Annotated in this window: 20 protein-coding genes and 1 tRNA gene; 17 read left to right on the plus strand and 4 right to left on the minus strand. The window is 44.6% G+C overall.

All coding sequences use genetic code 11. From position 1 onward, the window contains the following. Positions 1 to 24: 24 nt before the first annotated feature. Positions 25 to 819, plus strand: a complete 795-nt coding sequence (locus Q8K48_06470; GenBank protein MDP1852040.1) for a hypothetical protein — start codon at positions 25 to 27, stop codon at positions 817 to 819. 135 nt (positions 820 to 954) lie between these two features. Beyond that, a complete protein-coding gene (locus Q8K48_06475; protein ID MDP1852041.1) occupies positions 955 to 1,461 on the plus strand; it encodes a hypothetical protein in 507 nt (168 codons plus the stop codon). A gap of 35 nt (positions 1,462 to 1,496) precedes the next feature. Here Q8K48_06475 and Q8K48_06480 read toward each other — a convergent pair. Then, positions 1,497 to 1,580: transfer RNA gene (locus tag Q8K48_06480), tRNA-Leu, on the minus strand. 44 nt (positions 1,581 to 1,624) lie between these two features. On the opposite strand from Q8K48_06480, the gene Q8K48_06485 reads away from it, so the two are divergent. Next, the gene (locus Q8K48_06485) at positions 1,625 to 2,938 is read left to right on the plus strand and encodes a M20/M25/M40 family metallo-hydrolase (GenBank protein ID MDP1852042.1); all 1,314 of its coding nucleotides are present in this window, start codon (positions 1,625 to 1,627) and stop codon (positions 2,936 to 2,938) included. On the opposite strand, the gene Q8K48_06490 is transcribed toward Q8K48_06485, so the two are convergent. Beyond that, a complete protein-coding gene (locus Q8K48_06490) occupies positions 2,935 to 3,879 on the minus strand; it encodes an aldo/keto reductase (protein ID MDP1852043.1) in 945 nt (314 codons plus the stop codon). The two genes, Q8K48_06485 and Q8K48_06490, sit on opposite strands and share 4 nt — an antisense overlap. Positions 3,880 to 3,930: 51 nt before the next feature. On the opposite strand from Q8K48_06490, the gene Q8K48_06495 reads away from it, so the two are divergent. Genes Q8K48_06495 through mshC form a run of 4 tightly spaced genes read left to right on the plus strand, consistent with a single transcriptional unit; the run spans position 3,931 to position 7,065 of the window. Continuing rightward, complete coding sequence (locus tag Q8K48_06495; GenBank protein MDP1852044.1) at positions 3,931 to 4,608, plus strand: MSMEG_4193 family putative phosphomutase; 678 nt, start codon at positions 3,931 to 3,933, stop codon at positions 4,606 to 4,608. Next, positions 4,605 to 5,111: a DUF3090 family protein gene (locus tag Q8K48_06500; protein MDP1852045.1), complete on the plus strand. Its 507-nt coding sequence runs from the start codon at positions 4,605 to 4,607 to the stop codon at positions 5,109 to 5,111. The genes Q8K48_06495 and Q8K48_06500 overlap by 4 nt, the downstream gene beginning before the upstream one ends. Continuing rightward, the gene (locus Q8K48_06505; protein MDP1852046.1) at positions 5,095 to 5,799 is read left to right on the plus strand and encodes an SCO1664 family protein; all 705 of its coding nucleotides are present in this window, start codon (positions 5,095 to 5,097) and stop codon (positions 5,797 to 5,799) included. Before Q8K48_06500 ends, Q8K48_06505 begins: the two co-directional genes overlap by 17 nt. A 24-nt stretch (positions 5,800 to 5,823) precedes the next feature. After that, entirely contained in the window at positions 5,824 to 7,065 is a 1,242-nt protein-coding gene (gene mshC / locus Q8K48_06510; GenBank protein ID MDP1852047.1) for a cysteine--1-D-myo-inosityl 2-amino-2-deoxy-alpha-D-glucopyranoside ligase, read from the plus strand. On the opposite strand, the gene Q8K48_06515 is transcribed toward mshC, so the two are convergent. After that, positions 7,062 to 7,886, minus strand: coding sequence for a PAC2 family protein (locus tag Q8K48_06515; protein ID MDP1852048.1), 825 nt, complete (start codon positions 7,884 to 7,886; stop codon positions 7,062 to 7,064). The two genes, mshC and Q8K48_06515, sit on opposite strands and share 4 nt — an antisense overlap. 69 nt (positions 7,887 to 7,955) lie before the next feature. Between Q8K48_06515 and Q8K48_06520 the strand changes: the two genes are divergently transcribed. After that, entirely contained in the window at positions 7,956 to 8,642 is a 687-nt protein-coding gene (locus Q8K48_06520; GenBank protein MDP1852049.1) for an HAD family phosphatase, read from the plus strand. On the opposite strand, the gene Q8K48_06525 is transcribed toward Q8K48_06520, so the two are convergent. After that, positions 8,639 to 9,403: a PD-(D/E)XK nuclease family protein gene (locus Q8K48_06525; protein ID MDP1852050.1), complete on the minus strand. Its 765-nt coding sequence runs from the start codon at positions 9,401 to 9,403 to the stop codon at positions 8,639 to 8,641. The genes Q8K48_06520 and Q8K48_06525 overlap by 4 nt on opposite strands. 51 nt (positions 9,404 to 9,454) lie before the next feature. On the opposite strand from Q8K48_06525, the gene Q8K48_06530 reads away from it, so the two are divergent. From Q8K48_06530 to lnt, 9 genes are all read left to right on the plus strand, one after another. Further along, positions 9,455 to 10,306: a tRNA (adenine-N1)-methyltransferase gene (locus tag Q8K48_06530; protein MDP1852051.1), complete on the plus strand. Its 852-nt coding sequence runs from the start codon at positions 9,455 to 9,457 to the stop codon at positions 10,304 to 10,306. After that, positions 10,290 to 11,231 (plus strand): WYL domain-containing protein, encoded by a 942-nt coding sequence (locus Q8K48_06535; GenBank protein ID MDP1852052.1) that lies wholly within the window; start codon positions 10,290 to 10,292, stop codon positions 11,229 to 11,231. Before Q8K48_06530 ends, Q8K48_06535 begins: the two co-directional genes overlap by 17 nt. Further along, entirely contained in the window at positions 11,224 to 12,144 is a 921-nt protein-coding gene (locus Q8K48_06540) for a WYL domain-containing protein (GenBank protein ID MDP1852053.1), read from the plus strand. Before Q8K48_06535 ends, Q8K48_06540 begins: the two co-directional genes overlap by 8 nt. Positions 12,145 to 12,227: 83 nt before the next feature. Then, positions 12,228 to 12,410, plus strand: coding sequence for a Sec-independent protein translocase subunit TatA (tatA, locus tag Q8K48_06545; GenBank protein ID MDP1852054.1), 183 nt, complete (start codon positions 12,228 to 12,230; stop codon positions 12,408 to 12,410). A gap of 4 nt (positions 12,411 to 12,414) precedes the next feature. Beyond that, positions 12,415 to 13,230, plus strand: a complete 816-nt coding sequence (gene tatC / locus Q8K48_06550; protein ID MDP1852055.1) for a twin-arginine translocase subunit TatC — start codon at positions 12,415 to 12,417, stop codon at positions 13,228 to 13,230. Positions 13,231 to 13,247: 17 nt separating this feature from the next. Beyond that, the gene (locus tag Q8K48_06555; GenBank protein MDP1852056.1) at positions 13,248 to 14,117 is read left to right on the plus strand and encodes a YegS/Rv2252/BmrU family lipid kinase; all 870 of its coding nucleotides are present in this window, start codon (positions 13,248 to 13,250) and stop codon (positions 14,115 to 14,117) included. Further along, positions 14,105 to 16,489, plus strand: coding sequence for a DEAD/DEAH box helicase (locus tag Q8K48_06560; GenBank protein MDP1852057.1), 2,385 nt, complete (start codon positions 14,105 to 14,107; stop codon positions 16,487 to 16,489). Before Q8K48_06555 ends, Q8K48_06560 begins: the two co-directional genes overlap by 13 nt. Then, a complete protein-coding gene (locus Q8K48_06565; protein ID MDP1852058.1) occupies positions 16,486 to 17,388 on the plus strand; it encodes a 5'-3' exonuclease in 903 nt (300 codons plus the stop codon). The genes Q8K48_06560 and Q8K48_06565 overlap by 4 nt, the downstream gene beginning before the upstream one ends. Then, positions 17,382 to 18,764 carry an apolipoprotein N-acyltransferase gene (lnt, locus tag Q8K48_06570; protein MDP1852059.1) on the plus strand — a complete coding sequence of 461 codons (1,383 nt, stop codon included), beginning with the start codon at positions 17,382 to 17,384 and terminating at the stop codon, positions 18,762 to 18,764. The genes Q8K48_06565 and lnt overlap by 7 nt, the downstream gene beginning before the upstream one ends. Positions 18,765 to 19,006 lie beyond the last annotated feature (242 nt).

The following is a 19,006-nucleotide window of genomic DNA, read 5'->3' on the forward strand; positions in this document are numbered from 1 at the left end:
CTTTGCACATCCAAGGAGGTTGAAATGAAAAAGATCATTACGGCCACACTATTAAGTGCTGGTCTGATTATGGGCTCCACGAGCGTAGCTTTTGCTGCAGAGACAACAACTGCACCGACTGCTCCCGTCACATTAGCAACATACAAAGTTCAATTGGCTACCTATAACACTGCTTTAGTGGCCTATGACACCGCTACTGTCACAATTAAAGCTCAGGTTGTCGCTTTTGGTGTAGCAGTTCAGACCTACAAAACCGCCTATGAAACTGCCTTAGTAAATTACAAAGCAGTGCTTAAGGCAAATGGACCTGCCACAACTCCTGCACAGTATGCAGTTATCTTGGCCGCCTATAACACGGCATTAACTGCCTACAACAATGCAACAGTTACATTCAAGGCTCAGCTTGGTGTATTCAACATTGCTAAGCAAAATTATAAGATTGCATACGAAAACGTAGTGCGAATTTATAAAGTAACCATGAATATGCGTGAAGATCTTCGCAAGTCAATTAACAAGGCTTTCGAAGTTGCAATTCATAACGCCAATGCAACGCTTGCAACCGCTATGGCGGCTGCCACAACTGCAGAACAAAAACTAGCTGCCACAACTGCACGTCAGAACACCGTCACTCTATCAATTGCAGCACGCAAAGCTGCCCTTGATGCGGTGGGAGACAAGCCAGTTAAACCAGTCAAAAAAGTAAAGATTGATGCCGATCGCGATCATGATGACGACGATGATGACGATGATGACATCAAGTTTGATAAGCCTGCTAAGCCTGCTAAGCCTGCAAAATCAAATAAACACAATAAGGGCTAAGTTTCTTAGCATTTAAACAAAGAGCCCCTGGCGCATATGGCGCTAGGGGCTCTTTGTCATGCTGGGAGAAGGTCGGATCACGTCTAAGAGAGGTAATCTGCATAGTCATACTCATGTATCATCACAATCATGTCTATGGATCAACAATCTTGGACCTCCTACGCCGCGTTGGCTATCTCCGTGTGCACCTTATTAATTTCAGCATGGTGGCTTCGAGAGACACGCTCCGGTCGAATTCTCTTAACAGTGGATGGACAAGCCCATTCAAGTAAAAATAAGGGCGCAAAGTCATTCATCGATTTAACCGTTGAAATTACCAACGTTGGCCGAGTAGCAACAACGGTGACTGAGGTCTTTTGGAGTATTTCCAACATGACAGGCGGTCAAGAGGAAGGGACGAAGGATGTTATTTCTAACGCTGATGTCCGTTACCTCTTAGAAGCTACAGAACTACCATTACTTCTTGAACCAAACTCATCGCACGCCTTCACGATGCAGATAACTCAAGAGAAAGTTGACACCGCAACGATCGGACGGCCAGGAACCACTGTTATCCGTCGACCGAAACCATTCCGCCGAATCTCACCCGAGAATACTCGCACTGAAATCTTGGGCCAAGCTCGCCCTGTTCTCACCGAATAAAACAGGTACATCTAGGGTACTAATCAACAATTAAGTGTCCGAAAGGGGACTTGAACCCCTAAGCCCTTGCGGGCACTAGCACCTCAAGCTAGCGCGTCTGCCAATTCCGCCACCCGGACTGAGTGAAGTACCAAGGATAGCAATGTGGTGCGAGAATGGCGAAATGGATACATCTAAGCGTTCACTTCTTGAAACTGAAACAATACAAATCTGCCAAGATCTCATAAGAATTCCAAGCGTTAATTTCGGTGAGGGAAAAGGTGACGAACAAGCTGTCGCTGAGTATGTTGTTGCATCACTAGCCGAAGTAGGAATCGAATCAACAATATATGAATCGGCTCCCGGTCGATGCAACGTGGTTGCCAGAATCAAAGGTCGTGATTCTCACCGCGCTGGATTGGTAGTTCATGGACACTTAGACGTTGTTCCAGTGAATGCCGAAGATTGGAGCGTCGATCCATTTTGTGGAGAGATTATCGATGGAATGATCTGGGGTCGTGGCGCTGTAGACATGAAAAACATGGATGCGATGATTTTGGCAACTGTTAGAGAGTGGGCTAGAACGAACTATGTTCCACCTCGCGATATCGTTTTAGCATTTTTTGCCGATGAAGAGGCCGGAAGTATTTTCGGCTCTCATTGGATGGTTGATAAACATCCCGAACTCTTTGCTGGCTGCTCTGAGGCAATCTCCGAAGTTGGTGGCTTTTCAGTAACAGTAGGCGGGGGGAAACGCTTATACATGATCGAAACGGCGGAAAAGGGAATCCACTGGATGAAGTTGACTGCTAGCGGTCGTGCTGGTCATGGATCAGTAATGAATGATGAAAATGCGCTAACTAGATTGACCGAGGCGGTTGCGAGAATTGGAACCCATCAATGGCCCCAACGTTACAGCACCACGGTTAAGGCTTTATTTAAGCGAGTTGCAGATGCCACGGGTAAAACATATGACGAGAGAGACTTGCGGCCACTGTTGAATGAACTAGGTTTCGCTGCCCGCATGATCGGTGCAACGTTACAAAATACTGCCAACCCAACAATGCTCGATGCGGGTTACAAGGCAAATGTGATTCCTGGATCAGCGAGTGCGGTAATTGATGGACGTTTTATTCCTGGATTTGAAGATGAACTTAATGAAACCATCAAATCTCTCATTGGTTCGCACGTTACTATTGACACGATTACTAGAGATAAAGCCCTTGAAGTTCCTTTCGAGGGAGATTTAGTTGATGCGATGTGCAATTCCATTCTGAAAGAAGATGCGGATGCAATTCCAGTCCCATATTTAATGAGTGGTGGTACTGACAATAAAGCTTTAGCTGAATTAGGCATAATTGGTTATGGATTTTCACCATTGAAATTGGATGAGGATTTTGATTTCATGGCAATGTTTCATGGAGTAGATGAACGCGTTCCTGTCGAGGGATTAACTTTTGGAGTTCGAGTTCTAAAAGATTTTCTAGAAAACGCTTAAGAGCTTACGTCGTTGAGCGCACTTCTCACGATATCTGGAAGTGATATCTCTTCACTCTTGAGAAGACCACGAAGTTGTGCCCCTGTTCTCGCTCCGATTATTGAGCTAGTCACTCCATAAGCATCGCGTGCCCAAACCAGGCTCACCTCTAACGGCGAGAATCCTAAACCTTGGGCGGCAACTGTTACGGCTTCAACGATTCTTGCGCTTCTGGAATCTAAGTACGGCTCAATGTGTTTAGCAAAGTGCGGTGCAGCACCTCTTGAATCACTAGGAATACCGTTACGGTATTTTCCAGTTAGAACTCCCCGAGCAAGTGGCGCCCACGCTAAAAATCCAGTTCCGCAATCGGTAGCGCACTCAAGAAGTTCTATCTCAACATCGCGGTTGAGCAAAGAGTATTCACACTGAATAGTTGTGATTGGAGCCTTCATCGAATTTGACGCTTGTTTCGTAGCTGCGCGAGCCAACTGCCAAGCGGAGAAATTGCTTACACCAACGTATCGCGCTCGACCAGATGTATAGGCAAAATCGAGAGCTGACAAAGTTTCATCTAGAGGTGTTATTGAATCCCAAGCATGTATCTGCCACAAATCAACGAAATCAGTTCCAAGCCGAACAAGTGATTTATCCAGTTCGGCAATTAAATTCGCTCTGGAAGCATCAACGTTTTTTATACCATCTGGAAAACTCAATCCAGATTTTGTAGCAATAACAACCTCGTCACGATTAAAGAGCGTGCCTATTAAGCCACCAATAACTCTCTCGCTATCGCCATCACCGTATGTACTGGCCGTATCAATAAAATTACCGCCGGCGTCGATGAACGCTCTGCATTGATCGGCGGCTTCATGTTCATCGGTGTCTCGTCCCCACGTCATAGTGCCAAGCCCTAGACGAGAGAGTTGAAGTCCGCTGGTACCAGCTCGTCGCATTTCCATGGAGCGACCTTAGCAAGGCGGAGTTAAGAAACCTGCGATAACCTTATGTTTATGCAGGTAGTTTTGATTAGACATGCCCACTCTGAAGCCAACGCGAAGGCGTTGCTCTCAGGGCGAACCGTAGGGGTTCATCTGTCTGAAAAAGGCGATAGTCAATCGCAGGATCTAATTTCAAGACTTGGTCGATTGAGAGTGGCCACACTTCGAATAAGTCCTCTCGAACGATGCTACGAAACTATAAATCCTTGGTGGGAGACAATTGGAAAGGTTCACAATCCCACCGTTGAATTAATTCGAGATGAGAATCTCAATGAAGTTGACTACGGTGATTGGAGTGGGAAAAAACTAGCTGTGCTTTCAAAGAAGAAACTGTGGCATACGGTACAAAATTCGCCCAGCGCTATGTACTTTCCATCGGGCGAGGGCTTGGCGCAGATGCAAGAGAGAGCTATGCGGGCTGTGCATGAAGCAGCATCCACTCGAAAGAAAGGCGCAGTTGTTTTTGTCACTCATGGCGATGTGATTAAATCCATTGTGGCTTCAGCGCTCGGCATGCATCTCGATAGTTTTCAGCGTTTAGTGATCGATCCAGCCTCAATAAGTGTCATAGAATTTTCGAGCACGAAACCGCGACTCTTGCTACTCAATGATTCGCGAGCGAATTTGGAGGAGTATTTAAATGCCCCGTATAGAAAGAGAAATTTACTTGGTGGGGGAGCAGGAGTGTGAGTTTCCTTTTTGATTCAGTGGAACGTTTTGTAGCCGGCACTGTAGGCCAACCTGGTGAGCGTGCATTCTTTTTACAAGCTCGAGATGGGAATCGACTGGTAACTGTAGCTATAGAGAAACTTCAGGTAGCAGCCCTAGCTGAGCGTCTTGAAATTATAATCAATGGGTTTCGTAAAAACGACGTAAGTATTCGGTCAGTAACCAATGAAATTGATGATGCCCCTTTGGAACTACCTATCGAATCTGAGTTTGAAGTTGGGTCAATATCGATCTCCTGGGATGATTCTAAGAAAATGATGAGTATCGAACTCTTGGAGATTGCTACCGAAGAGATTGAAACTCCCAACTCTTTAAGGGTTCAATTGAATATCTCGATGTGTAGTGCCTTTATTAAGCGTTCTAAGGCGTTAATTGGTGCAGGTCGATTACCATGTCCATTCTGTGGAATGCCGATAGATCCACAGGGTCACCTTTGCCCGAGGGCCAATGGTTACCGTCGATAAATTTCTTCTGCTATCAAAAGGGGAGTTGGTTGTAACCGGACGATTGGTGGATGCATCAAATGCAACGTTATTTGCATCTCTGACATATGAAGATCGTTCTATGAACGCAATTTATAAGCCAATTGCGGGAGAGCGCCCTTTGTGGGATTTCCCAGATGGAGCTCTAGCCAATCGTGAATATGCTGCATTTTTAGTGAGTGAGTATTTAGGTTTGGAACTTGTCCCTCTAACAGTTCTTCGGGATGGACCTTATGGTGATGGAATGGTTCAGGAATGGATAGATATTGACGAGAGTATCGACTTGGGAAGTTTCTTCTCAACAGATAACTCAGAGTTGAGAGCCATGGCTCTTTTCGATGCAATTATCAACAATACGGATCGTAAGATTGGACACCTTTTACCTACCACTACAGGTAAATTATATGGCTGCGATCATGGAGTAACTTTTCACGCGGAAGATAAATTACGTACCGTTTTGTGGCAGTGGGCCGGAGAGTCTTTGACAGATGCTGAGTTGCTTCTGCTCAAAAAACTATCTACTGGCCTAGATTTAGATCTAGATTTATCGACTCACTTAACTGCATCGGAGATAGTAGCTATAAAGAATCGCATTTCTCGATTAATAGCCCATGCAGTAATGCCTGAACCAAATCCAAATTGGCCGTCGGTTCCATGGCCTGCATTTTAGTTCGCCGATAAGTAGTATTGGCAGATGAAGAGTTGGTCTCAAGTGGAAGTACCTCCACTACATTCTAGATATCAATTGAGTCAAATATCTTTAACCAATTCAAAAACCGGTCTCATTCAAGTAATTCCCGCCAAGTCCGCGTATCGCATGTATGTATGTGGCATAACTCCATATGATGCAACGCATCTTGGGCATGCAGCTACCTATTTGACTTTTGATTTAATTGGGCGCTACCTCTTGGCAACTGGTTCGGTAGTCACTTATGTTCAAAATATTACAGATATAGATGATCCATTACTCGAGCGAGCCATTCGGGATGGGGTTGATTGGAAGGAGTTAGCGCACTCTCAAATCGATTTATTTACCAGCGACATGGAGAGTTTAAGAGTTATGCCGCCAGATTCATACATCGGTGCAGTTGAAGCAATACCTCTAATTATCGATGCAATTCAAAGTTTACAAAAACACGGCTCGATATATCCAATAAATCATAATTACTATTTTTCTAACTCACCTGAATCCACTTTCGGAGAGTTATCGCATCTGAGCCAAAAGGAAATGGAGGAGATCTTTTCACAGCGCGGAGGAGATCCAGATTTGCCCGGTAAACTGCACACACTTGATTGTTTAGTATGGATGTCACAGCGTGAAGGTGAACCTGGATGGCCCTCTTATCTTGGTACTGGTCGACCTGGATGGCATATTGAGTGCACGGCTATTGCGCTTGAATATTTACATCCAGACCCCTCAGATAGTTTCTTAATTGATATTCAAGGCGGAGGAAATGACCTTATTTTTCCTCATCACGAAATGTGCAGATCCCAAGCAAAGGTTCTGACAGGTAAAGAGCTGGCTGCTAACTATGTACATGCAGGAATGATTGGTCTCGACGGCGAAAAAATGAGTAAAAGCAAAGGGAATTTAATTCTTGTATCCAAACTTGTTTCCCAAGGTGTAAATCCTATGGCAATTCGATATGCCTTGATGGGACATCACTACAGAGATGATCAAATGTGGAGTGAAGAACTACTCTCCAAAGCAAGTTCTTCTTTTGAAAAATTGAAACAAGCATGTTCTTTGACAGAAGTTCATGAGACTTCAGATTGCATAAGGGCTATAACATCAGCATTAGCCAATGATTTGGATACACCTACTGTTATTAAACTTTTAGATAATTGGGCGGGGGAGAGTTTACGTGGTGGGACAGGCGGGGATGTGGATGATCTTAAAACCTCCCTTGATGCCTTATTAGGTTTGAAGTTTTAATCTTTATTTTTGCGGCGAAGATAACGTTCGAACTCTTTTGCAATCATTTCGCCTGAAATTTCTGGAATATCCAATGCATCTTTTGACTCCTCAAGCGCTTTAACGTAATCGGCAACATCATTATCTTCTCGCGCTAAATTATCTATCTCACTTTCCCACGCATCCGATGCTATTTCCAATTCATCCTGAGGAATGCTTATTGCTAGAAGATCTTCAAGAGCTCGAATGAGAGATAGTGCAACTTTTGGCGAAGGAGCGCCGGAAGCATAGTGCGGAACCGGAGCCCACAGAGCTACCCCATCAATTCCGCGTCGCAGACATTCACAGTGAATAACACTAAGGATTCCCGTAGGACCTTCGTAACTGGATACTTCAACATTAAATCGATCCGCGGCTGTTGAATTTGCCGCGGTAATGCCAACTGAAATCGGACGACTGTGTGGAATATCGGCCAATAGCGAACCAACTGTAACAACCATCGAAACTTCCAAATCGTCTGCTAAGTTTAGAATTTCTTGTGTGAAAGATTTCCAATGCATTGACGGCTCTTCGCCGACAACGACAACTAAATCTCTATCGAAATGTGCAAGAGCAATTCCATAAACTTTCGTTGTCGGCCACGAAATGTTTCTGGTGCTAGTCTCATCGGTGTATACCCGAGGTCTATTAACTTGGAAATCATAAAAATCCTCAGGGTCTACATCGGCAATTAGATCTGGAATAATTTCCGGTGATAAATCTGACCACACATTCATTAAATGATTGAGCGCTCCAGTTGCGCCTTCACCTGCATCACTCCAACCGGAAAAAGCGATTAGCATCACAGGACTTCTTAGATTCGGAATTCTATGTATCTCCACATCAACAAACCTTACGGTACCCTCCTGCACGTGAGTAGTTACCAACTCCCAGAGTTTTTTGAGGCTGTCTTTTTCGATATGGATGGCCTATTTGTTGACTCAGAGCCCTTATGGCTCGAATCTGAGGCGGAAGTAACAGCTCCTTTTGGTTATGCATGGAGGGATGAAGATCAAGTTGCCTGCTTGGGTGGCCCACTTTCTCGCGTTGGTGAGTATATGTTTGAAAAGTGTAACCACGTTGAATCGCCTGCCTTTTTTACTAATACCTTGATTGAAATTCAATCTGCTAAGTTGCGGGGTCAAACCCCACTTATGCCCGGTGCAACAGAATTACTCAATCAACTTCAATCACAGAATATAGCCACTGGATTAGTCTCTGCGAGCCCTCGAAACATAGTTAACGCAGTGCTGGATAATCTCGGAGGAAATCCCTTTCCTTTCTCAATTAGCTCAGATGATGTGATTAATACCAAACCTCACCCTGATGCATATTTTTTAGCGGCGAAAAAAGCGGGTGCAGAGATTTCCAAATGCCTTGTCTTTGAAGACTCCTTAACTGGAGTTAGCGCAGCCAAATCTAGTGGGGCATGGGTAATAGCTGTACCACACTTAGTATTTATTCCTCAAGAGCCTCGCGTTCGAAGTATTAAATCTCTGACTCAAATCTCTTTCGACAAACTTCAAGAGTTGTTTAAAGATTTCACTTCGACTATTTAACTTACGTGAGCGGGACAGATTGATTTAAAGAAACACCAATCACACAATCTACTAGGTTTAGGTGGCCAGTAATTTTTTTCAATGGATGTAAATATGTCCAAGGCCATGAGGTGCAAGGATTTTTCTGTGGATTCAAGTTCTGCAATAGTAGGGTTACTTCTGATTATTTTTCCATCGCCAAGATAAATCAGTTGCAATAGGCGGGGAAGTACCCCGCTATTTTTCCAATAAAGTAGAGCGTAGATACGGAGTTGGAATAGAGCTTTTTCTTCCCATCCAGGTTTAGGTGCTTTGCCGGTTTTATAATCGATAATTCGCACTTCTCCTGTAGGTGCAATATCGAGGCGATCAACATAACCGTGGAGATAAACATTCTCCTCAAAATCATTTTCCAAATGCAATTCTCGATGTGTAGCTTCAAACGTATCCGGGTGTTCTAACGTAAAGTAAGTTCGAATAAGCGATGCGGCGCGATCGAGCCATTCTTTTTCATTACCAATCAACTCTGCAAGCTCTGGTTTTGCACTGACTTGAGCTGCCCACCTAGATGGAAGTAAATCCACGGCCGTAGTTGGTGTTCTATCTTTTGCTAGGTTTTCAAAGAGATCATGCAAAACTGTATGCACCAAAGTTCCGCGTTCGGCATCTAGGCTCGGTGGTTGTGGAAGGCGATCAATTGAGCGATATTTATAGAGTTGAGGGCAGTTGTTATATTCATTCACCGCGCTAGGCGAGAGTCGTAGTCGGGGATCAGTGTTCACGAGATGCAAGATACTCGTACCTACCTTAAAATTTTCGCCTAAGATGCTCCCGTGTCTAATTTAGGTTATTTCGGGGAGGGCGATCGAATTCAACTGACCGACCCGAAAGGCAAGTTGTACAGTTTTACAATCGTTGCAGGCAAAGAGTGGCATACCCATAAGGGCTGGATAACTCACGATGATTTAATTGGCATACCAGAAGGTTCAGTTGTCAGCACAACGGCAGGGTTAAAGTTCACGGCATTTAAACCCCTCTTAGCTGATTACGTTTTAACAATGCCACGAGGTGCCACAATCGTGTATCCAAAAGATGCCGCAATGATTATTGGAGTGGCCGATGTTTATCCAGGTGCACGTGTCCTTGAGGCTGGGGTAGGTAGTGGAGCGTTAACAATTTCGCTTTTGCGTGCAGTTGGTAGCAACGGTTCGGTTCATTCAGTCGAGCGCCGCAAAGATTTCGCTGAAATTGCTCGATCTAATATTGAAAATTATTTTTTAGGTACTCCAGAGAATTGGAAACTTACAGTAGGTGATCTTCAAGATCAGACCGTTGCCGATAGCTATGATCGAGTGATCGTGGACATGCTCGCACCATGGGAGTGTGTCGATATAGCTGCTCAGGCGCTTCGTCCCGGCGGTGTTTTCATGGCCTATGTAGCTACAACAACGCAGTTATCTGTTACTGCTGAAGCTATGAAGTCCGATGGTCGCTTTACTGAGCCCGAGAGTTCGGAGACTATTGTCCGAGGATGGCATCATGAAGGTTTAGCAGTTCGACCACAGCAGCGGATGATCGGACATACAGGATTTCTCATTCAATCCCGGAAAATGGCACCCGGCGTAGAAGTTCTAGCTCGTAGACGTCGACCTGCGAAAGGAGCGTACGGTGTCTCGGAAGATTGAACGTCTTATTAATCTTACAATAGCTCTGCTTGCGACGAAGAGATATTTAACAAAAAGTGAAATCTTTAGATCTGTCGATGGATATGAAGGCAGTGCAGAGACAATGGAACGTATGTTTGAACGAGATAAAGATGATTTACGAAATCTCGGTGTCATCATTGAAGTAGGTAGTTTCGATCCAGTCTTTCAAGATGAAGCTGGCTACCGAATCAAGCCTGAAGGTTACTCTCTAAATCTAGGTGAAATCTCAGGCGTAGAAATAGCACTTTTGTCACTTGCAGCAGAGGCATGGCGTGGTGCTGCACTAGATGATGCAGCACATAGTGCGTTAACTAAACTTCATTCAATGGGTGTTGAATCAGATCTAGATGCACTTCCAGCTATTTCACCACGGTTGAATCCGACACATAGTGATTTTCAGGTGATTGCTCTTGCGATTTCTAAACGAGAGGTTATTTCATTCTCCTATCTCTCCACTGCAATGGTTGCGCAGATTCGCACCATTGAGCCCTATGCCATTGCTACCAGAAATTCTCACTGGTACCTGGCTGGAAGAGATATGGAAAAGAATGAACTACGAACATTTAGGTTGGACCGCATCGATGGCGAGATTTCAATTTCCCAAAGTAGTCAAGGTTTTGATATTCCTGCAGGCTTTGATGTCTTTGGATCTTTAGAAAGTGATGAACTGGTAAATATAGCCACTCTCGATATACGAAAGGGGAAAGCGCATCTTCTTAGATTAGTCGCCGATTCTTGCGTTGATAAAGGCGAGTGGGAGCAAATTACTGTTAAATACTTTGACCATCAACACTTTGTCGACCAGATTCTTTGGCATGGAGCCGATGTTTTAGTGATTGAACCAACTACACTGAGAAATCAAGTTATCGCCGCACTCGAAGAGATAGTTCACTTACATGCATAATTTAGCTCAAACCCCATTAAGTCGAACGGCTAGACTTCTAGATTTAGTGCCCTATGTAGCCTCGCACCAAGGGATTGAGATCGCAGCTTTGGCTCAAAATTTCAACGTCACTCAAGCTCAGATGATCTCCGATTTAACAACCTTGTGGATGTGCGGATTACCGGGATATACCCATCTTGAGCTGATGGACTTATCTTTCGATTCAGGTTTCGTAACCATTCATAACGCTCAAACCCTTTCTAACCCTCGATCACTCAATAGTGAGGAGACGATTGCGCTACTTCTTGGGTTGGATTTAGTAATAGAATCTTTACCTGCAGAACGTAGTGATTTGAGAGATCGTGCTACAGCATTAGTAGAAAAACTTTCCGCAAGAATTTCAATAAAAGCAAAACTAACTGCAATTCCATCGGCCGCAGGTTCGGTACGTGCATTGATTGAGAATGCGCTGACTAAAGACAGCTGGGTGGAAATTACTTATCACTCTTCATACTCCGATACCGTTTCCACTCGCGTAATACACCCCCTTGAACTACGACTTGATGGGGGTTATGAGTATTTGTGGGCTATTTGTCACAGTGCGCGTGGCCTGCGAGTTTTCAGAATGGATCGCATACAAAAATTAGTACCTTGTGCGCCACCAGAAACACCGTTATATGCAGTTGACAATCAAGCTGAAAAAACAGCTTATGTCATACGCGTTCATACTCGACCGAGAGCTGCAATGGAACGATTCTCTTTGGATCGTGATTCTCGATCGCGGGAAAATGAGATTTTATCCTTTTCAAGCGAGTGGGTTATTCGTTCTGTCATGGCTTCATCTGGAAGCGTTGAGGTGTTGGAACCCTCTGGGCTTCGAAAAGAGATTGCTGAGAGCGCTCAAGGGATACTAGATCGTTACAATAGCCACTAGTCTCACCTTTCCAGGGAGCCTTGCTCTAGGGTAACCTTTCGCCATCACCTTTCGAAAAAAACATAAGCCAAGGAGTTAGTACTATGAATCTAGGCCCAAGAGAAGTCGTTATTCTTTTGATTGTTGTCCTCGTCCTATTTGGTGCCAAACGCCTACCCGACTCGGCTCGTTCTCTTGGCCGCTCAATGAGAATCTTTAAGAGCGAAATGAAGGAAATGAAGAGCGACGACACAGTTATTGAAGAAGACGGCAAAACCGAGAAATAGATTCATGGCATCTGCAAGTCAGGAACGGATGCCGCTCATTGATCATTTACGGGAGTTGCGCAAACGTGTTCTAAAGTCAGCAGTCGCGGTTCTCGTAGTTTTCGTTGGTGGATGGTATTTATACAATCCCATTATTGCGACGTTGGCTAAACCCGTCTGTGATCTGAAAGCGGCTCAGCAATCTGGTGCGGCAAGTTGTGGTGCCTTATATATAAGCGGGGTTCTTGGTCCACTTGATCTTCAAATTAAAGTCGCACTTCTAACCGGTGTAATTGTTTCGGCGCCATTTTGGCTATATCAACTATGGGCATTCATAGCACCAGCGCTCCACCGAAAAGAAAAACGCACAACTGTACTTTTTATCTGTGCGGCAACACCATTTTTTGCCCTTGGGGCAACTCTCGGCTATTTGATTTTACCTATAGCGATTAAGGCTCTCTTTGGATTTACGCCAAATGCGATAAGCAACTTGGTGCGATTTGATGATTATTTAGATTTTGTATTGAGATTGATTTTGTTAGTAGGTCTGGCCTTTGAATTACCGATTTTCTTATTGACCTTCAATCTCATCGGTTTTCTCCGAGGCAGGACGATACTCAAACCTTGGCGCGTTTGGGTATTTGCGATTTTCCTTGTAGTAGCTGCCTTTTCACCTACCGCAGATCCTCTGAGTATGGTGCTCTTGGCTGCCCCACTGATTGTCTTTTATTTCATGGCAGGGGGCATTGCGGTTTTGGTCGATAAAAAGCGGGATAAGAGAAGCGCCTCAGTTCAAACTGGCGTTTCACCAATCGAGAGCGCCACGCCAATTACCGATTAGGGCGATAAGGTCGCCTCATGTGGGCCTTAGCTATCAACCCGACCGCAGGCTCAGGCAAAGGTGCATCCATCGGGAGATATGTCGCCGGCTTCCTAACGCAGCGCAGAGAAACCCACGAAATTGTTTCGGGAGATTCTGCTATCTCCTTAGTTGCTCATCTTAAGAAATTTATTCAAAACTACCCTGATTGCCAAGGCGTGATTGCCGTTGGTGGCGATGGTTTGTTGCATAATATTTTGCAAGTAGTGGTTCCAGCTCAAATTCCACTCGCTGCTATTCCAGCCGGGACGGGAAATGATTTTGTTCGAACTCTTGGGTGGCCACTCGATGATTTCAATTCATATCTAGAGAGCATCATTTCGCGTAAACCACGGTCCATGGATCTAGGGTTAGTAGATGGCGAGTGGTTCGGAGCAATTTTATCGACGGGATTCGATTCGATAGTAAATGAAAAAGCAAATACCATGATTTGGCCAAAGGGACCAATGAAATATAACGTTGCTATCGCAATTGAACTTCCACGATTTGCGCCTCGCAGTTATGAGATTACTCTTGATGATCGCTCGATTTCCACCCAGGCGATGCTTATCGCTATCTCTAATGGACGATCATATGGAGGGGGCATGTTGGTGTGCCCTGATGCCAACATTCATGATGGGCTATTCGATGTCATGGTGCTACATCCAGTCTCGAAAATTGAGTTCCTTAAGGTTTTCCCAAAGGTATTTAAAGGTACTCATGTAAACCATCCGGCAGTTGAAATCGTACGTAGCAAGAGAGTAACGATCGTTGCCGATGCCATCGCCTATTCAGATGGCGAGAGGATTGGTCGACTTCCTATATCTGCAGAGTGCATCCCTGGAGTGTTGCAAACATGGATGCCGTAATCTCGCCAGCGCAGAGTTTTGAGGCTGCGAAGATACGAGGAGCACATCCTGTCACGCAGAGTTTTTTAGCTACCTTTAGTTTTGAGTTCGATCCATTTCAAATTGCGGCATGCCACGCCGTCGAAGAGGGGAGTGGCGTACTGGTTGCTGCTCCAACCGGCGCGGGCAAGACTGTTGTGGGCGAATTTGCTGCATTCTGTGCACTCAACCTTGGAAAGAAGTGCTTTTACACCACGCCAATTAAGGCGTTGTCGAATCAAAAATTCTTTGAATTTGTAGAGAAATTTGGCGAAGACAAGGTTGGATTATTAACCGGCGATACAAGTATTAATGGTGAGGCCGATATCTTGGTCATGACAACCGAGGTCTTACGAAATATGTTGTATGCCGGCTCATCTACGTTAACTGGCCTGGGTTATGTAGTCATGGATGAAGTTCACTACTTAGCAAACAAGTTTCGAGGTGCGGTATGGGAGGAAGTACTCATCCACCTCATGGAGAGCGTGCAGGTTATTTCCTTATCTGCCACAGTTTCAAATGCCGAAGAGTTTGGCGAATGGCTAGGTGAGGTTCGGGGAAATACAACTGTAATAGTTAGTGAGATTAGACCGATTCCGCTTTATCAACACGTGCTTATTGGAAATCGTATGTTGGATCTCTTTCAAAGCCCTGGAGTGATAAATCCTGAGATTTTGAAGCGAGAGCGTGAAGCTATTCGAAAGACATCAATGGATAGACATCGTAGAGGCAGCTCCAACGAGCCCAAAGCTCGTTTGTCCCGATCAGATGTTATAGAAAGACTTCAACGGGAGAACATGTTGCCAGCTATTACCTTTATCTTTTCACGAGTTGGATGTGATGCGGCAGTCAAGCAATGCCTCGTCTCGGGTATCCGACTTACCTCTTCAGAGGAGCGAATCGAGATAAAAGCAACGGCCCTCAAATACACAGCGAATATCGCTGCAGAGGATCTTGAGGTTTTAAGTTTTAATGAGTGGTTAAGCGCCTTAGAGCGAGGAATTGCCGCCCACCATGCCGGTCTATTGCCAAGCTTTAAAGGCGCGGTGGAGGATTTATTTCAACGTGGTCTGATAAAGGCGGTTTTTGCAACTGAAACGCTCGCCCTTGGTATTAACATGCCCGCTCGAACTGTTGTCTTGGAAAAACTCGTCAAATTTAATGGTGAAGCTCATGTTCCAATTACTCCGGGGGAGTACACCCAGTTAACTGGTCGTGCTGGCCGACGTGGGATCGATATTGAAGGAAATGCCGTAATTCAATGGTCCCCAACTGTCGATTCAGCTTCTGCGGCGGGCCTGGCATCTACTCGAACATATCCATTGCGTTCATCGTTTGCACCTTCCTACAACATGTCCATAAACCTAATTTCGCGATTTGGCCGAGAACGTGCACGAAGATCGCTTGAATCATCATTTGCTCAATTCCAAGCCGATCGTGCGGTAGTGGGATTGTCTAGGCAGATTCGCAAAAATGAAAGCGCTATCGAAGAAATTCTTTCACATGCAGTGTGTCACCTGGGAGATTTTATTGACTATGCAAGTATCCGTCGGGAAATAAAGGAGGTTGAACTCTTACTCAGCAAGCGAGATCAGAAAAAGAGTTTTGATACACGACAACGTTCTCGATTAGAGAGTGATTTAAGTGAGCTGAGAAAATCACTTCGAAATCATAGCTGCCACAGTTGCAATGAGCGCGAGGATCATGCGCGATTCACCGAGCGTGCTGGACGCTTAAATCGCGAAAATGAAGGGCTACGTACCCGAGTTGAAAGTCGAACCAATGTTATTGCTAAAACATTTGATCAAATTTGCCAAGTGTTAACGCACTTGAATTATATCGAAGGTGAAAAACCAACTTCTCAAGGCAAGATACTAACTAAAATTTATGCAGAGTCGGATCTCTTATTGACTGAATCGATTCGTTGTGGGTTATTTGATGAACTTAATGCCGCCGAACTCCTCTCAATCGTTTCATGCATGATTTTTGAATCGAGAACGACGGAAAACTCAGCTCCAAAGATGCCAAGTATCAGAGTCCAAAATGCATTAACTGAAGTTGTTTCTATTTGGGCTCAACTTGAGGAAATTGAAAGTACATACGGAGTTAAGACGCAACGCGAACCAGATGCTGGTTTTTGTTGGATCTCCTACAAATGGGCCAGTGGTGGTTCATTGCATAGCGTGTTAAAAGGTAGTGACATGTCCGTTGGAGATTTCGTACGATCAATTAAACAACTCATCGATCTTCTCAATCAAATCGCAGGTGCAAGTGAAACTCTTCGTCCAGTATGCAAAGATGCAGTCAAACGAATTGACAGAGGTGTCGTCGCCTATTTAATGGGTGATGTATGACGTTAATGCTTTTAGACAGTGCATCTTTGTGGTATCGCGCTTACTATGGAATGCCCGATACTTTATTGGCCCCTGATGGAACGCCAGTAAATGCGATTCGCGGATACATAGATATGACTGCCAGGTTAATTTCCATCTATAAACCCAATCGTTTGGTTGCCTGTTTGGATGGCGATTGGCGTCCAACGTGGCGCGTTGAACTTTTCCCTGAGTACAAAGCTAACCGCCTAGAAGCAGAGGGCGAAGAAGAGGAAGAGCCAGAAACTCTTACACCACAGATTCCAATTCTCTTGGACCTTCTGGATTTATTTGGAATTCCTGTGGTTGGTGTAGATGATTTTGAGGCCGATGACGTCATGGCAACCTATGCTGAAGTTGAAAATGGTCCAATTAGAATTGTTACTGGCGATCGTGATTTGTTTCAAATGGTTGATGATAAACGTGACATTAAGGTCGTCTACTTAGCTAAAGGAATTTCTCAACATGATTTAGTCGACGTGAAGTATGTTTCCGATAGGTATCAAATTCCGGGGGAGCGCTACGCCCTCTTTGCAATGTTTAGAGGTGATCCATCAGATGGCCTGCCTGGTGTGCGTGGAATAGGAGAAAAAGGTGCTGCACTCATAGCAAATAATTTTGCTAATGTCGATGACGTGATAGCTGGCGCTCATGGTGCTCACGCAAGCCTGCCTGCTGCACTTGCAAAAAAGATAATCGCCGGAACTGATTACTTAAAAATTGCACCAACCGTGGTTCAAGTTGCTCGAAATGTGAGCCTACCTCGTGTGGATATATCGATGCCGAAAACACCTAGAGATTTATCAGAGATTTATCAATTTAAGGCGCGTTATGGTCTCGGTGCCAGCGTGGATCGCTTGATCAGTGCTCTAGGTTGGTAAATCTTTTACTCCCAATTGTTAGTGGGATTTTACTCAGTGGCGCATTTGCTCCAATTGCGTTGTGGTGGTTAGCACCGATTTCTCTGGCACTTCATATGTATAGTCTTAAAAATTCAGTTCGACCATTTTTTAACTCTTTTCTTTTTGCAGCGACTTTCAATGCGATTGTGTTGCAGTGGACAAATATTTTCGTTGGTTCAATTCCGTGGATTATTCTCTTTTGTGGACAGGCAGTACTTTTCATGCCTCTTGGTTTCTGCAAAAAATATGGAGTTGGATTTTACCCGTTAATTTTTCTCATTTTGGAGCAGGTACGTTCTCTCTTTCCATTTGGGGGATTCGGTTGGCTTCGTCTTGCATATTCACAGGCCGATGCACCATTTAGTCAGATTGCAGCTATCGGGGGAGCCAGCGCACTGAGCGCTCTAACCCTTTCAATTGCCTTAGTACTATATTCACTTTTTAACTCTCGAATTACTCTTATACCTCTCTTGCCGCTAGCCCTTTTACTCATACCTATCGATGTGAAAATCGTTGGTGAAGTTCAGGCGGTTATGATTCAAGGAAATGTTCCGAAACTTGGTTTGGATTTTAATGCAAGAGCAACTCAGGTCTTTTTCAATCATGTGCGGGAAACTAAAAAGGCACTAGCTCTGAATAAAAGCGTTGATTTTATTCTCTGGCCAGAAAATGCCGTCGATGTAGATCCCTTTACCAATACGAGGGTACGTGCGGAGTTAAACTCTTTTGATCAACCATTGATAATCGGCGCGGTAATTAAAAACAATGGCGAACTACTCAATACATCGATTCTGTGGCAGTCAACTGGCCAAGATATCTATATAAAGCAGCATCTGACACCTTTTGGTGAGTACATACCATTACGAGCTATTGCCTCAAAAATCTCGCCTTACGTAGATTCATTGGAGGATTTCACGGCCGGCAATTCATCCAAGGCTTTTACCCTCAACGGTGCGAAAATCGCTCCCATTATCTGTTTTGAACTACTAGATGATGCCGTGATCCAGCGCGCAGCACGCAATTCTCAACTACTGGTGGTTCAAACCAATAGCGCGACATTTGGAAAATCCCCACAGAACGCTCAGCAATTAGCGATCACTCGCATTAGGGCCATTGAGTATGGAAGAGAAATTCTCTCCGTATCAACAACCGGGGTATCTGCCTATATCGATTATCACGGCAAAGTTCAGATGCAAACCGAGCCTTATACACATGCACATTTATTCGTACAACCGGTTTTAATCGATGGGCAGACACCTCGGGATAAGGCTGGAGATTGGACCCTCGTGGGCAGCTTAATATGGCTACTTTTCCTTGCCCGTGGCGGTTCATCGAGATTAAGATATCGCCGATAAGTTACAAAGGGTCAAGTGAAGAAATTGAATTCGTAGGCGCAATAAATACGCTGGTTTGGAAACAGATTGTGCAGAGGCACTTAACAAGTGAGTTTAGGATTATGATAACTGAAGGCATTGTTCCCCTAGAAGCGTGGTTGGATAGAAATAAGATTCATGGGCGCGTTTACAGGTATTCAGAACTTGAACAATATGAGTTAGATAGGGCTTTCAACTTAGAACATGCGGGAAATTTAATTGAA

The organism is Candidatus Planktophila sp. (assembly GCA_030681675.1).
Lineage (GTDB): Bacteria > Actinomycetota > Actinomycetes > Nanopelagicales > Nanopelagicaceae > Planktophila.